We start from the raw sequence: 13882 nt of genomic DNA, 5'->3' as shown, positions 1-13882 counted from the left end.
GCCTGTGCAAGTGAGTATAACCCTTGTTTCCTGCGTCTCCAGCGCAGCTAGGACAGCGGTTGTCCGAGCCATCTGCGCAGATCCAGCGTCGAACGCGGGCTTTTATGCTCAGTCAAGGGGAACGGCTGCGCCGTGTGACACGGCCCGTCCTACGGGCGGCTGGACGCCTTGACGGGGCGCGTAGGCGGATCGCCTCATGGCGAGATGTCGTGGTGAGGGCAGGTGTGATAGATGATGGCGGATGCTGGGTGGCGCCGAGCCGATGGCTTCGAGGCGGTCAAGGTGTCGAGGGGCCCTCTGTCCTAATTAGGACACCACCCTGGTCTGCTCCCTCGCGCTCGATCATCTCCGAAATCCCTCTCATGACGAAGGTGTCTCCACACGCGATCTCGCAGGCGCCGAGGCCGGGATAGTCCCGCCTCGTGAGGTGAACGGCGCGGGTCAGGACCGCCTGGAAGCCCAGCGGCCCGATGACCGTCGCCATGATCTGGTAGAGCTGGCGAAAGACGCCCTCGATCCCCGCCGCGATCCCGGCCGGCCCCGCTCGGCCGGCGAGCTCGCGCTCGACGATTCGCCGCGACAGGGCACGAGCGCTGGAGCCGGGTGTGCTCACCGGCTCTCCTCGGGGCGGCCGGCGGCCGTCCCCCGCCGCTTCACCCGGCGCTCCGAGGGCAGCCTCGCTATCGCGGTCAGCAGCCCCTCGGCGCTCTCCTGCCGCGAGAGCACCCGGATCCCCTCGCCGCCGATCTCGTACTGTCGGATGGAGTGGTCGTGCATGGTGCCCCGCATCTTGAGGATCGACAGGATCCGCCGGAGAGCGCCCCGGAACTCGACATAGCGGAGGAGGATCACGTTCTCGGCGAGCACCTCGAGCGGCGAGCCGGCGAAGTCGAGCTCGGGCCCCACCAGCTGCCCTGTCTCCCGCGTGAAGAGCGCCGTGACGCCGCGCGCGCGCACGAACTCGGCCAGGGAGGCCAGGACGCCGAACCGGCGCCGCTCGTCGACGATCGTGTCATCGAGCTCGGCCAGGCCGTCGATCCCCAGGCGCGTCGCGCCCGTGCGCTCCAGCTCGGCCAGCACCTGGGCGAGGACCTCGTCGATCACGAGCTCCGCGGGCACGTGGCGGACGACGGTCAGCAGGCCTTCCCTCACCGGGCCATCGAGGTCCAGCCCGAAGGAGCGCGCCTTGGCGCTCAGATCACGGTACGGCTCGCGGAACCCCACGAGGAGCCCCTTCTGGCCCTGCCGCGCCCCCTCGACGAGGTAGTGCAGCAGGACGAGCGTCTTGCCCGTGCCGGACGCGCCGGCGGCGATCGTGACGCTGCCGCCGGGCAATCCGCCCGACATCATCGCGTCGAGCTCGGGCTGCCCGGTCGACAGCCGCTCTGCCGGCGAGGGCGCCGAGGGGGGGAGCGGGCGAGTCTCGAACCGCGGATGGACGGTCAGGCCGTCTGCGGTGATCCGGACCGCGTGGCTCCCGAGCACGCACGGGGCGCCGCGGTTCTTCCACACGCTCAACGCGCGGACCTGCGGCCGGCTCCCCTCGGGATGCCGGAGCTCGACGACGGCGTCGCTCATGGTGAACTCGGGCGGCGTGCTCCCGCGCATGTCGGCCACCTCCGAGGTCGTCACGACGACGGTGCAGCCGAGCGCCGCGAGCGCGACGCCGACCTCGTGGAGAAAGTAACGGTGCGCGGCCGACTCGGGGTGGAGATCGCGGATCGTCATCAGGCCGTCGAGGATGAGGAGCTGGGCCCCGTGCGATCGTGCGGTCCCGATCAGGGCGCTGGCGACCTCGGCGACGCCTTGACGGACGAGCGGGTAGATGCTCTCGATGAAGAGCCGCTTGCCGATCAGGCGCGGGTCCCAGAAGGACAGGGTCCCGACGTGCTCGATGAGCCGGGGGGCCGGCTCGGCGAGCGTCGAGACGTAGACGACCCGGCGACCCGCCGACGCGGCGTGGAGCGCCATCTGGAAGACCATCGTGGTCTTGCCCGCGCCGGGTGGGCCGAACACGAGGAGCATGCCTCTCTCGAAGAAGCCGCCGCCGAGCACGTGGTCCAGGCCGGGGATGCCGGTACCGAGGAGTTTCGTCGCGTTGCTCGTCATGTCCACGTCAGCGCGCTGCGGAGGCTGGCCGTGACCGGAGCTGCTGCGCCGGGAGCCGTGTTCCGTCAAAGCATGAGCGTGGCGCGGCGGCAAGCGACCGCCTCCGCGCGGGGCGAGGTCGGAGCGTCTGGCTCCTCCTCTCCATTCATTTCCATTCATTGAGGACGGCAGTCTCGCGATCCGTGCACTGTCGAGCTCGCTGCCGGGCGCCGAGCGCGCGCATCCGAGACGAGCGGGGCTAGCTGCGCAGCGCCGCGGTCGCCTGAGGTCGCAGCGCGGGGCGCGGCCGCTTGGCGATCTCTGCTTTGCGGGGCACGGAGGGCCTGGCGTCGGCTCTCCAGGGCTGGAAGCGCTCGTCTTTCCACATCACGAGGCCGCCCGACAGGGGCGCCTCGGGGCCCGCGCCCTCGTCGGAGCGCAGCCATACGAGCGGGCGCGCCTCGAAGACGGGCTTCGTGCACGCGATGTCCTCGAACGCCGCGGACCAGGAGCCGGTGTTCCCGAAGAACACCCCGTCCTCCCAGCTGCCCTCCGGGCTGTGGGTGTGCCCGAAGATCACGGCCTTCGCGCGGTGCGCCCTGGCCACGCGCCGCGCCGCCTGATTCACGCCCTGCCAGACCGCATCGAGCGTGGGCTTCGGGAGGGCACGCTCATAGGCGACGAGGAGCGTCGGGGCGAGCAGGGCCGCCGGCGCGAGCCCCGCCGGCATCCAGCACAGGCACGCGAGCGCCGCGACGAGCCCGACGAGCACGAGCCCGAGCCGATCGAGCCAGAGCTCGCGGGCCACCCGGCCGAGGCAATCCTCGGCGGGCCGGGCGAACAGCCGCGCGTGCTTGACCACCGCGGGGAACGGCGCGCCCGTCTCGCGGGCGGCGGCCCCGAGGTCCGCTCGCCGGAGCGCGCGGCGGCACGGGTCGCGCCGGCGCACGAGCTCGATCATCGTGCGGAGCGCGCCCAGGGCGAACGCGAGCACGAGGGACCGGCCCGTGAACAGGTAGTACCGCGCCCAGTGGGCGAGGTACCCGAGGCCGGAGAGCATGAACGAGGAGTCGACGTGCGGGTTGAAGTACCCCATGCGCGACACGAGCAGGCGGCTCACGAGCGAGCCCATGGTCGGCTGGATCTCCCCCGGCTTGCGGCCGAACGGCGCCATCGGATAGCGGTAACAGCAGTACGAGTCGTACTGATTGCCGTGCTCGACGATCACGCCGTCCTGGGTGCGGTGGAACCAGGCGCGGAAGAGCACCCGCGCCGCGAGCGCCGCGCGGAGCGCCGGGGCCGCGCTCGCCGGGGGGGCGCCGTCGCGGGCGGAGAGCGCGTGGAGGGCGGCCTCGACGAGGCGCCGCTTCACCGCGTCGCGCACCTCGGGGAGCGTGAGCTGGATGTCGTGGTTGCCCGCCACGAACACCACCGTGTGCCCGTCCGCGACGACCCGGCCGACGGCCGCGACGAACACGGGGTGATCGCGCAGGATGGCCTCCATCGCCGGCACCGCGTGCTCGGCGGTGCGCGGCAGGTCGTGGACCACGCTCTCGTTATCGAGCACGCGAGGCGCATCCAGGTCGAAGATGTCACCGTTGAGGACCAGCGTGAGCTCGTCCCGCGGCGCGTTGAGCCTGTTGAGCCCGTTGAGCCCGCCCGCCCCCTTCCGAATCTCTCCTCGGAGGGCGTCGAGCATCGCCGCGATCTCCCCGTCCGGGGAGTACGGCGCCTGCCGGTAGCGCATCCAGAGACCGGCGGTCGGCTCGAGCTCACATAGATGGATGTCTGAGATAGCCACCGTGTGATGCATCGGCGGAGAACCTGACATATCCACGTTTCCACGCCAGCCACGGGACCGTCAAGACTTGGTGTCATGGACCCCGGGGGGCGCCCTGCTGCAGTTCGCCCGGAGCATGATTCCATGGCCAGGGCGCGCTCAGCACACCTGTTCGCCATCGTGCATTCCTTTGAATGTCGCGAGCTCGCCACAAGCGCTGTCGGGGCGCCGGTGCACAAAGTGCATTGAGTTCCTCCTTCAGAGATTCTCATCAGGCGAGCGGACCCCATCGGGTGGGGGGTCAATCGAGCCGGCCCCCACTCTGTTGGGGTCGCACCCGGGGAGGGCGGGTCCGGGGCGCACGGCGGGCGGCCCCGGCCGGGGGCGGACAGGCTGGTCGCTGGCGAGCCGCTGCGCCGAGGTGGGCGCGGGCTCGCTGCGCCGGGGTGGGCGCGGGCTCGCTGCGCCGGCCTCTGGTACGGTGCACACTGGCGGGGCAAGGTGGACGCTCGCCAGCCTGGCTGGACGGACGGCCGAGGTCGCGGGGGTCCCGCGCAGGGACGTGGAGAGGTGATCATGTCGACCCATTTCATCGGCGGCAGCTGGGTGTCCGGCACGGGGGAGCCGTTCGCGAGCCGGAACCCCGTGACGCAGGCGCTCGTCTTCGAGGGGCGCGCCGCGGCCGAGGGGCAGGTGGACGCGGCCGTGACGGCGGCGCGCGGCGCGTCCAGGGCGTGGCGCGACGGCGGCGTCGAGCAGCGGGCGGCGCTGGTGAAGCGGTTCGCCGGGCTGCTGGGCGAGCACAAGGCCCGGCTGGCCGACGTGATCGGCCTCGAGACAGGCAAGCCGCGGTGGGAGGCGCTCACCGAGGTCCAGACGATGATCGGCAAGGTCGACGTGTCGCTCATGGCCTTCCGGGAGCGGACGGGCGAGCGGCAGGCCGAGGCGGGCGACGCGACGGCCGTGGTGCGGCACCGGCCGCACGGGGTGGTCGCGGTGTTCGGGCCCTACAACTTCCCGGGCCACCTGCCGAACGGCCACATCGTGCCGGCCCTGATCGCGGGCAACTGCGTGATCTACAAGCCCTCCGAGCTCGCGCCGAAGGTCGCGGAGGAGATCGTGCGGCTGTGGCAGGAGGCGGGCGTCCCGGCCGGGGTGCTCAACCTGGTTCAGGGGGGGAAGAGCACCGGCGTCGCGCTCGCGGGTCATCCCGGGATCGACGGTCTGTTCTTCACGGGGAGCTCCGGCACGGGCAGCGCCCTGCACCGGCAGCTGGCGGGCCAGCCGGAGAAGATCCTCGCCCTGGAGATGGGGGGCAACAACCCGCTGATCGTGCAGGACGTGGCCAACACCGAGGCGGCGATTCACCATATCCTGCAATCGTCCTTCATCTCGGCGGGCCAGCGGTGCACGTGCGCGCGGCGGCTGCTCGTGCCGTCGACGCCGGAGGGCGACGCGCTTGTGGAGCGCCTCGTCGACGCGGCGGGCCGGCTCAAGGTGGGCAGGTACGATGACGCCGAGCAGCCGTTCATGGGCGCGGTGATCTCGCTCGCTGCCGCGGATCAGCTGCTCGGGGCGCAGGCGCGGCTGCTCTCGCTCGGGGGCGAGGCGCTGCTGGAGATGCGCCGGATCGAGGAGGGGACAGCGCTGCTCTCGCCCGGCATCATCGATGTGACGGCGGTCGAGGCGCTCCCGGACGAGGAGTTCTTCGGGCCGCTCTTGCAGGTGCAGCGTTACGCGAGCTTCGATGAGGCGATCTCGCTGGCGAACCGCACGCGTTATGGGCTCGCCGCGGGGTTGTTCTCGGATCGCAAGGAGCTTTACGAGCAGTTCTGGCGGGAGGCCCGGGCGGGGATCGTCAACTGGAACAAGCCGCTGACGGGGGCGTCGAGCGCGGCGCCGTTCGGCGGTATCGGCAGCAGCGGGAACCACCGGCCGAGCGCGTATTACGCGGCGGACTACTGCGCATACCCGGTCGCGGGGCTGGAGGCGGCGAGCGTGGCGCTGCCGGCGCAGCTGGCGCCGGGGATGGGGCTTCGTGAGACTGCATGATGCGCGAGCACACGGCACATCTTCCGCTCACAAGTCGGCGGCCTCCGCGATCGGCTGGTACTCCGGCGCCGACAGCGGGGCGAAGCCTTCGGGCCAGGGGGACTCGAGCCGGCACAGAACGCCGAGCCAGGAGGGGGTCGACTCTGGATTGACATGCGCGACTGTGAGGCTAATGCCTTGCCCGAGACGGCGCAGCTCGTGAATATCCGCACAGTGGACGCGAGGAACCCAGCCGAGAAGGTGATTGTCTTCAGTGCGGATCATGATGGCGCCGGGATCGACCGGGTTCTGCCAATCACTTAGGAGGAACAGCTTCTCCCCGAGGCTTGCACGCGAGCTGCGCTCTCGCGCCTCCGGTCGCACATAACGTAGACCATGAACGAAGAAGCTGAGCATATAACGATGCTCATTCTCCTGTGTGACGATCCTGCTGGGAGCCGGAAAGAGCTGAAATGCGAAGGAGTCGGTCGGCTTTCTGCCTCCGCTCCGCGCGAGGATCTCGAGGGGGTCGCGCGGCTCTTCGCGGAAGCCAAGTCGTTCGATGTATACCGGATAGTCTTCTCGGCTCCGTGACATGATGCGATTTTGAAACTGGGGGAAAAGGGCATCGGAGAGGTAACGCTGAGCGCTCTCACCGAAGCCGAGGATAGGCTGCATCCCAGATTCGCGCTGGGCGGCCTCAAAGCCGCGGATGTAAACGAACTCGTACATACCTTGCGGCAAGCGGCGAAGGCGTCCCACAGGAAACCACCGGCGCGAAGCGGCGTCCTGCCATGCCAGATAGAGGACAGGTGTGGGATCAATCATGAACTTCTCTGTTGAGGGCGGTGAGGTGATCACGATTGCTCTTCAAAATTCGCTCCGCGAAACGTCGATGAGGCACCGAGCAACGCTCGCCAGGAACGCGGTCCCAAACGCCAGCGACGACGCTGTCGTCGATGTCGACAAGCCGCGACAGCCAGTACCGGGCAGCTTCGGGGTACAGCGATCGAGCATGCTCGAATGCGTCGCGAGTGGTCATTGGGCGGGTCATGCCCTGAGATAGGTAGAAGGCGGATCGACATTTCGATGCGTACAAATCGACGGTGAACCGTGAATCTCTTCCAACGAGGCGCCTCTCTATTTTCTCAACCTGCTCGTTCCTTCCCAGCGAGCTCGCATGATCGTACGAAGGAGCAAGAAAACGCTGACTACCACGCTGGACGACGGCCCAATTTTCATGATGCCGATCGGAGTTCCCGATCCAGGCATCGAGCAGAAGATATCCAACGAACACACCCTGCGCGCCGAAAGTCTCAGGAATGAATGGCTCGATCGTTTCCCAGGGCATCGCACGAAACTCGTCGAGCGCGCCCATGACGGCGTCAACGGTATGCTGACGAACATGATACTGTCCCGCACCGGGATACCCAGGATCGATATGCAAAAGCAGCTCGTTGCCGTGAACAAGGCGGTCACCGTTGCTCAAAAACGATGGTGAAACGATCCCTGCGCGACCGTCACATTCGGCGAGCTCAACGGATGCGCACGGCAGCCCGAGGAGCCGTGCAAGCTCGGTACCGACCTTCTCGGACCAATCTTCGTTCTCGCGCCCCAACTTGAAAAGGCTCCACCGGCCTGGACCGTCGCGGAACCAGAACTTCCTCTTGGATCCGAGTTGTTCGTCGCGACGCTCGGTGCCCGGCACATGGATGACCCGGATGGGAAACTCGTCACGTGTTGCCATGGGCACCTGCGGGCCGACGTACGACTTCCTGGATTACAGGTAGGGCTTCGCCGAAACTCCGGACGGACAGTAGTCTCCGGCCGCCCGGGCTCGCAAGGGTCCCGGCGTGGAGCGGAGGCGCATCGATTGGCTATCCAGGGCAGGCGCTTCGAGGAACTCGCGCACGCGCTGTCGTGAAGTAGCCGACGGGCGGCCAAGAGCCGCCGTCGATGCTGCCAACGAGCGCAAGCGGAGGGGGAACATGGACGATCGAGGCGCGGCCTCTGTAGCAGACAAAGCAGGAAACGTGCCAAATGCGCCGGCGTTCTTGCCCCGGGGCTTCATGGCTGAGCGCTCAGCAACCAGTTCAGGCAGGTCGTCCGCGCCCAGGGGCCCCCTCGCGGCCGGCGTCCTGGCAGCATGCCTCGGGCGCCCGCGCGTCATGCTGACAGATAGGGCAGCGGCAAGGATGACTATGAAGCGGTAGCCAGGGATCCCAGCTCGACGGGGATGGCGGTGAGGCCGCGCACGCCGGGGGTCTGGCGCCAGGTCAGCGGGGCGGAGGAGAGCTCGGCGTTCGGGAAACGGCGCAGGAACGTGACGATCGCGGCCTGGACCTCCAGCCGGGCCAGCGCGGCGCCGGCACAGTAATGGACGCCAAGACCCAGGGAGATGTGACGGATGTCCGTGCGGCGGAAATCGAGCCGGTCGGGATCGGGGAACTGCGCGGGATCGCGGTTCGCCGCGCCGAGCACCAGAAACGCGCGATCCCCCTTCGGGATGCGCACGCCGTCGAGCTCGATGTCCTCGAGCGCGACGCGGCTCATCCACTGCACCGGAGAGTCGTAACGGAGCAGCTCCTCCGTCGCGGGGCCGATCAACGCGGGAGACGCGCGGAGCGCGTCGCGCTCGGACGGGTTGCGGAGGAGCGCGAGCAGACCGTTGCCGATCAGGTTCTTCGTCGTCTCGTGGCCGCCGAAGAGCAACATGCAGCACGTCGAGAGCAGCTCCTGCTCGCCGAGGATCATGCCCTGCTCCTCCGCGACAAGGAGCTGGCTGAGCAGATCGCTCCCGGGGCTCTGCCGCCGGGCGGCGATCACGCCGCGGAAATAGTCCTCCAGCTCGGCCACGGCGGTCATCGCGTTCCCCGCGATCTCCAGCGTCGGCCGGCCCGAGCCAAGGAAACCCCCGAGCGCGTTGGACCAGCCCTTCAGCCGGTGCCGATCCTCGGCGGGCACGCCGAGCACCTCGCCGATCACGAGCAGCGGCAGGAGGTCGCCGAGGTCGCGGAGGACGTCCATCCGCCCCGCCGGCGCGACCGCGTCGAGCAGCTCGCCGACAAGCGCCTCCACCCGGGTGCGCAGCCCCTCGACGAGCCGCGGCACGAACGCCTTGTTGATGAGCGAGCGGATGCGCGTGTGCTCCGGCGGGTCGAGCAGCAAGGCCCACGACGCCAGGTTGCGGCGCAAGGGCTCGAGCCGCTGCCGCACGTCCTCGGGCAGCTTCGTCACGAAGGCGCTGGAGCGCTTCGCCGACAGCCGCGGGTCGCGGAAGCCCGCCGCGACCTGGTCGTAGCGGGTGATGAGCCAGCCGTTGTAGGCCGCGCTGAAGTACACCGGCGCTTCCTCGCGAAGCCGTGCGTACACGGGATACGGGTTCGCGAGGGTCTCCGGCGATTGAAGGCGAAACGGGTCGAGATCAGCGTCCGCCGCTGGAGTGGCCGCGGGCGTCGCGTCGGGCTTCGGTGCGTCGGGCGAGTTCATCGGCCCAGGGTACGCCGGTCGCGCTCGCTTGGGAACCGGCGCGGCCCGCGCCCGCTTGGGAAGCGGCGTGGCCCACAGCCGCGAGCGCCCGCCCTCGGCCGGCGCGCCGCGGATGACGAAGCCGGGCCCGCCCGCGCGGCGCTAGGCCCAGAGCTTGATGCCGCCGAGCAGGCCGGCGACGTTGTCGACAACGACGGCGTTCTCGGGCAGCCGCGAGACATCGAGCAGGCGCGCGTTGCCGCCGCCAAGGTAGAGCTTGCGGTAATTGAAGATCGGCTCGAGCTGCGCGATCATCTGGCGCACGCGCTTGTTCCAGCGCTTCGGGCCGATGCGCTTGCACTCGGCGTCGAACACGCGATCCTCGTACTTCAGGTCGCGCTTTCCATAGGGGTGGTGTCCGAGCTCGAGGTTCGGCACGTAGTGGCCGTCGATGTACAGGGCGCAGCCGAGCCCCGTGCCGAAGGTGAGCACCATCTCGAGCCCCCTGCCCTCGATGACGGCGAGCCCCTGGATGCCCGCGTCGTTGGCGACGCGCACAGGCCTCCCGAGGCGGCGCTCGACGGCCTCGGCGAGCGGGTAGCCTCTCCACTTCTCGTTGTCGAGGTGCGGCGCCGTCATGGTCACGTTGTCCATCACGACGCCGGGGAAGCCGATCGAGACGCGATCGAACTCCCCCTGCGCGCGAGCGACGTCCGCGATGACGTCGAGGATGGGGTCCGGCGAGGCCGGCTGCGGCGTCGCCACGCGCACGGGATCCGTCATCGGAGTCCCCTGCTCGTTGAGGATGGTGGCCTTGATCCCCGTTCCGCCGATATCGATGCAAAGCGTGCGCATGGATCCCTCTGTCTCCTCCCGGAGCTCGTCCTCCGGGGCTGCCGCGGGCACGTCGGCGCGCCCGCGATCGCGGCGGACATCATCTAGAGCTCTGGCTGCGTGTCAACAGCAGCCTCGACGGCGCGCGCCCGAGCGGCCCACGGCGCCTCCGCGGCCCGGGCCGGCGCCCTCGCCGTCGCTCTCCCGCGCCGCCGCGGCGGCTCCCGAGCGCGCCCGGAGGCGCCCCGGCGCCGGGTCCGCCGCGTCGAGGGCGGTGCTCACCCCACCCCGGCGTCCCCTCTACGGCGAGCCGCAGCTGTCGCAGGCGACGCTCTGCGGCGGCTCGCCGTTCACGAGCGCGTCGAGCCACCGCACGAGCCGCGCTCCCCCCGATTCGACGGAGTAAAACTCCGGCCGCCAGAGGATGCAATGATCGCTGCCGGGGGCGAGGAACGAGCGGAAGCTCGGCGTCGACGCCTCGATACGGGCGATGGAAGCCCTCATGGCGTCCGACCACGCCTCCGCGCCGCCGCCGCCCATCGCATTGAAGAAGAAGATCTGGTCGTCGTCCTGGACCGTGTTGTACTGCGACAGGCGCATGTCGGGGTAGTGCGCGCCGAGCTTCTCGTAGAGCACGAACAGCTTCGCGAGCTCGGACGGGTCGAAGCCGGGTATCCAGGTCGGGTAGGCGCCCTCGGGCTTCCAGGAGGGGAAGCTGTCCTCGAAGAAGGCCTCGGTGATGATCCCCGCGCCGCTGTCGGCGAACTGGACCACGGACGCGTCCTTGTAGTGCTCCCGCAGGTGCGCGGACCACAGGATCGACCCATACGCGCCCGCGCTGCACCCCGTCACGAAGATCTTCTCGGGGGCGGGGACGTTCGCGTAGACCCAGTCGAGCGCGGCGCGGACATTGACGGCGCCCTTGTGCCGGACGGTGACGGCGCTGCTCCCCTCTCCGTACGTGGCCACGTGGTCGCCCCAGTGGATATCCCCGGTGCAGTAGGGAATATAGACATGATGCCAGTCCCTGAACGGGTTATCCGGGTTCTCATGATCGTAGATCCCGGTCGCCATGGGATCCTCGCTGACCGTCTCCTGGAAGATACCTACTCCAGGGGCGCAGGTGGCGGCGCTCCAGCACGCGCCGCCGCCGCGAAACTCGACGACGAGGCGATTCACGGTGCCCGGGCGCACGAGGTACTTGAACGGATCGCCGCGCGCGCACGTCGTCTCACCGCCCGGCTCGAGGGTGTTCCAGCCGGACGGCAAGCTCAGGATTCCAGCCCGTGGCGGGCTTGTCGGGCCTTCGTCCTTGGCGGACGGGCCGCCACAGCCGGCGACGGCGAGCAGACACAGCGGGAGGTGGGACGGAAGGAACGCGAGGGCCTTGAATCGCATGACAGGCGAGAGGATAGCATTCCGCGACTTGCGGGCCTGTCCGCCGGAAACGTCGGTGGGGGAGGATGCTGCGCGCTAGGGCGCCGGGCCTTGCTCTGCCCAGAGCTGCGCCGCAGCCGCGCTGACCGCGCGGCGAACCGAGCCCTCGTCGAGGCGCGCTCTGTCGCGCGGCGCGAGGACGGCGCAGATGGCGAGCGCGACGAGGTAGAGGGCGCCGAGGAGGCCGATCCAGCGCAGACCGGACGCGCCCAGCCGGGAGATGATCTCGATGGGCACGATCTGCGCGCGGATCTGGATCGCGCCGATCACGAGCACCGCGCGGTCTCCTTCCTGGAGCTCGATGTCGGCGGGGCCTGTCAGCAGGCGCCCGAGCCCGTCGGCGCCGTGGACGCGCGCCCGCGTTCGCCGCGGTACGTGCAGCACATAGCGCGCGCCGGTCACCTCCGCGATGACGGGGGCCGCTCTATCCAGCTCTCCTGACGGCACGCGCGCGATGGACGCGGGCGTATCGCCGATGTGCGCCCGCCCCTCGGCGAGCAGGTGGCGGACGCCGATCACGTCCTTGCCTCGGACGGCCACGAGCTCCAGCGCGCGCCGCGCGGAGGTGCTCGCCGCGGGCGGCCGTGACTTCCGGTCGCTGACGGGTTCGGCCTTCGATGCCTCATTAGGCCTTTTCGCCATACTCTACAGCCCCCTTCGTCGCCCACGGGCAGGGGTCGACTCTGCATGTCCTGTGGAGACCTGCCCTCGGCGGAGCCGCCCCGCGCGCTCCCACATCACTCCCCTTCCCCGGCTCCTCTGGCATGGATCGTTCCGCAACCAAGCGCGCAGGGACGTGGCGCCCCGGCGGCCCCTGCCGGCGCGCGGGCCGCGGGAGGGGCGCCCTTCGCCCGGAGGCGGCGGCTCGATGGGGCACGCCTGACCCCGGGGCGACCCCGCCGCTCCGGGCACGGCGGCGCGCGCGACGCGGCGCGCCGTCTCGCCGGTGATCTCGCGACCTCCGCGACCCCAGCGCCGTCGATGAGGGAGAAGGACGGAGAAGACGACGGAGACGGCGGCAGCGCCGGTGGCGGCCAGGTGGGGGCGGCCGTCGTCGCTGACGGACCGGCGCGCGGGCTCGACCTCGACGTCCGGACCGACGGGCGAGCAGGTCGCGCGGCGCGCCGATCGCGGCGCGCGCTCAGGATGCCAGGTCGGCTCGGAGGCGCGCGGCGCCCGTGCAGTAGGAGAGCTCCAGCCCGTCGTCGAGCGGGATGGCGACGGAGAGATAGCCGTTGCCGTCCTCCCGGACGTATTCGAGATAAGGTGTCACCGACTCCGGGTACACCGTCGTGTCGTCCGCGATGACGAGCGCTCCCGGGCTCAGGTGCGGCTCCAGGAGCTGCAGCACCGGCAGGTAGATCTCTTTCCAGCCGTCGAGCAGGAACATGTCGACCCCTGCGTCGAGTCCGTGGCGCAGCGTCTGAAGCGCATCGCCCTCACGAAGCTCGACAAGGTCGGCGAGGCCCGCGGAGCGCAGGTTTTCGCGCGCCTTCGCGGCCTTGATCGGGTTGAGCTCGGTGGCGATCAGCCGGCCTGCGCCGTTGTCGCGGAGCGCGGAGGCGAGGTGGATCGCCGAGATGCCGAACGAGGTGCCGAACTCGACGATGACCTGCGGCCGGCGCGTCCTCGTCAGCATGTACAAGAAGCGACCGACGTCCGGCGCGACCGGCATGTACGCGCGGTCGAGCTCCTTCGCCCAGTACTGGGCGCTCTTCGGAGCGCCGGTCCTGTCGATCTCGGCGATGATGTGATCGAACACGGCAGGATCGGTGTTGTCCGCCTCGCGGTAGATCCGGGCAAGAACGCGGGAAACTTCGGGGGTGCTCAGTGAATCCATCGGGTAGCTCTCCTGTGGGGCGCGGGTTGATCGGGTCGAAGGCAAGCAGGGCTCGGGCCTCGTCCGAGGACGCGTTGGCCATGAGGACCCTTGATCCATGAGGCCCCTGCCCTCGCTCTTGTCCTGGCCATGAGCAATGCCCGTGCCCGAACCGCCGATCGCCAGCGCCCGCCCGGCGTCGAGCGGATGAATCCCGGCCCGATCCGCTGTCGCGCCGATCTGACGCCCGGACGAGCCCTCTGCTCGCGGGTCCGCCTCCCGAACCTTGCTCACCCGTGTTGCGCGGTCGCGCAAACGTTCGCCTGAAGCACGCCGATGGCCCCGCCCGCCGCGTGAACCGCGTGAGCGCGGCCTGCGCGGGGAGAGGCGCGATGGCCGCCAGATGGACCGCGCGTTGCACTCGG

Annotated in this window: 11 protein-coding genes; 1 reads left to right on the top strand and 10 read right to left on the bottom strand. The window is 69.8% G+C overall.

Annotation, left to right across the window (positions count from 1 at the left end; all coding sequences use genetic code 11):
- Positions 1-277: 277 nt before the first annotated feature.
- From WME75_RS04085 to WME75_RS04075, 3 genes are all read right to left on the bottom strand, one after another.
- Complete coding sequence (locus tag WME75_RS04085) at positions 278-613, bottom strand: hypothetical protein (RefSeq protein WP_437486622.1); 336 nt, start codon at positions 611-613, stop codon at positions 278-280.
- Positions 610-2109 carry an RAD55 family ATPase gene (locus WME75_RS04080; RefSeq protein ID WP_437486620.1) on the bottom strand — a complete coding sequence of 500 codons (1500 nt, stop codon included), beginning with the start codon at positions 2107-2109 and terminating at the stop codon, positions 610-612. Before WME75_RS04080 ends, WME75_RS04085 begins: the two co-directional genes overlap by 4 nt.
- 238 nt (positions 2110-2347) lie before the next feature.
- Positions 2348-3889, bottom strand: a complete 1542-nt coding sequence (locus WME75_RS04075) for a hypothetical protein (RefSeq protein WP_437486618.1) — start codon at positions 3887-3889, stop codon at positions 2348-2350.
- 555 nt (positions 3890-4444) lie between these two features.
- On the opposite strand from WME75_RS04075, the gene astD reads away from it, so the two are divergent.
- Entirely contained in the window at positions 4445-5920 is a 1476-nt protein-coding gene (astD, locus tag WME75_RS04070; protein WP_437486616.1) for a succinylglutamate-semialdehyde dehydrogenase, read from the top strand.
- Positions 5921-5947: 27 nt separating this feature from the next.
- Here astD and WME75_RS04065 read toward each other — a convergent pair whose 3' ends face one another.
- From WME75_RS04065 to WME75_RS04035, 7 genes are all read right to left on the bottom strand, one after another.
- The gene (locus WME75_RS04065) at positions 5948-6727 is read right to left on the bottom strand and encodes an HIRAN domain-containing protein (RefSeq protein WP_437486614.1); all 780 of its coding nucleotides are present in this window, start codon (positions 6725-6727) and stop codon (positions 5948-5950) included.
- Positions 6720-7646 carry a HipA-like protein gene (locus tag WME75_RS04060; RefSeq protein ID WP_437486613.1) on the bottom strand — a complete coding sequence of 309 codons (927 nt, stop codon included), beginning with the start codon at positions 7644-7646 and terminating at the stop codon, positions 6720-6722. Before WME75_RS04060 ends, WME75_RS04065 begins: the two co-directional genes overlap by 8 nt.
- Positions 7647-8098: 452 nt before the next feature.
- On the bottom strand, positions 8099-9388 hold the full coding sequence (locus tag WME75_RS04055) for a cytochrome P450 (protein WP_437486611.1): 1290 nt from the start codon (positions 9386-9388) through the stop codon (positions 8099-8101).
- Between the two features lie 141 nt (positions 9389-9529).
- A complete protein-coding gene (locus WME75_RS04050; protein ID WP_437486609.1) occupies positions 9530-10222 on the bottom strand; it encodes an ROK family protein in 693 nt (230 codons plus the stop codon).
- 279 nt (positions 10223-10501) lie between these two features.
- Positions 10502-11599 (bottom strand): pectin acetylesterase-family hydrolase, encoded by a 1098-nt coding sequence (locus tag WME75_RS04045; RefSeq protein WP_437486607.1) that lies wholly within the window; start codon positions 11597-11599, stop codon positions 10502-10504.
- Between the two features lie 75 nt (positions 11600-11674).
- A complete protein-coding gene (locus WME75_RS04040; protein WP_437486605.1) occupies positions 11675-12280 on the bottom strand; it encodes a hypothetical protein in 606 nt (201 codons plus the stop codon).
- A 499-nt stretch (positions 12281-12779) separates the two neighbouring features.
- Entirely contained in the window at positions 12780-13478 is a 699-nt protein-coding gene (locus tag WME75_RS04035; RefSeq protein ID WP_437486603.1) for an O-methyltransferase, read from the bottom strand.
- Between the last annotated feature and the right edge of the window lie 404 nt (positions 13479-13882).

The organism is Sorangium sp. So ce1014 (genome assembly GCF_051521505.1).
Classification (GTDB): domain Bacteria; phylum Myxococcota_A; class Polyangia; order Polyangiales; family Polyangiaceae; genus Sorangium.
Note: the sequence above shows the minus strand (reverse complement) of the source record. Positions and strands in the feature narration are given on the sequence as shown.

Coding starts and splice junctions, on each gene's coding strand:
- WME75_RS04040 (WP_437486605.1), bottom strand. CDS start 12,280: ATGGCGAAAAGGCCTAATGAGGCATCGAAGGCCGAACCCGTCAGCGAC.
- WME75_RS04050 (WP_437486609.1), bottom strand. CDS start 10,222: ATGCGCACGCTTTGCATCGATATCGGCGGAACGGGGATCAAGGCCACC.
- WME75_RS04035 (WP_437486603.1), bottom strand. CDS start 13,478: ATGGATTCACTGAGCACCCCCGAAGTTTCCCGCGTTCTTGCCCGGATC.
- WME75_RS04080 (WP_437486620.1), bottom strand. CDS start 2,109: ATGACGAGCAACGCGACGAAACTCCTCGGTACCGGCATCCCCGGCCTG.
- WME75_RS04055 (WP_437486611.1), bottom strand. CDS start 9,388: ATGAACTCGCCCGACGCACCGAAGCCCGACGCGACGCCCGCGGCCACT.
- astD (WP_437486616.1), top strand. CDS start 4,445: ATGTCGACCCATTTCATCGGCGGCAGCTGGGTGTCCGGCACGGGGGAG.
- WME75_RS04045 (WP_437486607.1), bottom strand. CDS start 11,599: ATGCGATTCAAGGCCCTCGCGTTCCTTCCGTCCCACCTCCCGCTGTGT.
- WME75_RS04060 (WP_437486613.1), bottom strand. CDS start 7,646: ATGGCAACACGTGACGAGTTTCCCATCCGGGTCATCCATGTGCCGGGC.
- WME75_RS04065 (WP_437486614.1), bottom strand. CDS start 6,727: ATGATTGATCCCACACCTGTCCTCTATCTGGCATGGCAGGACGCCGCT.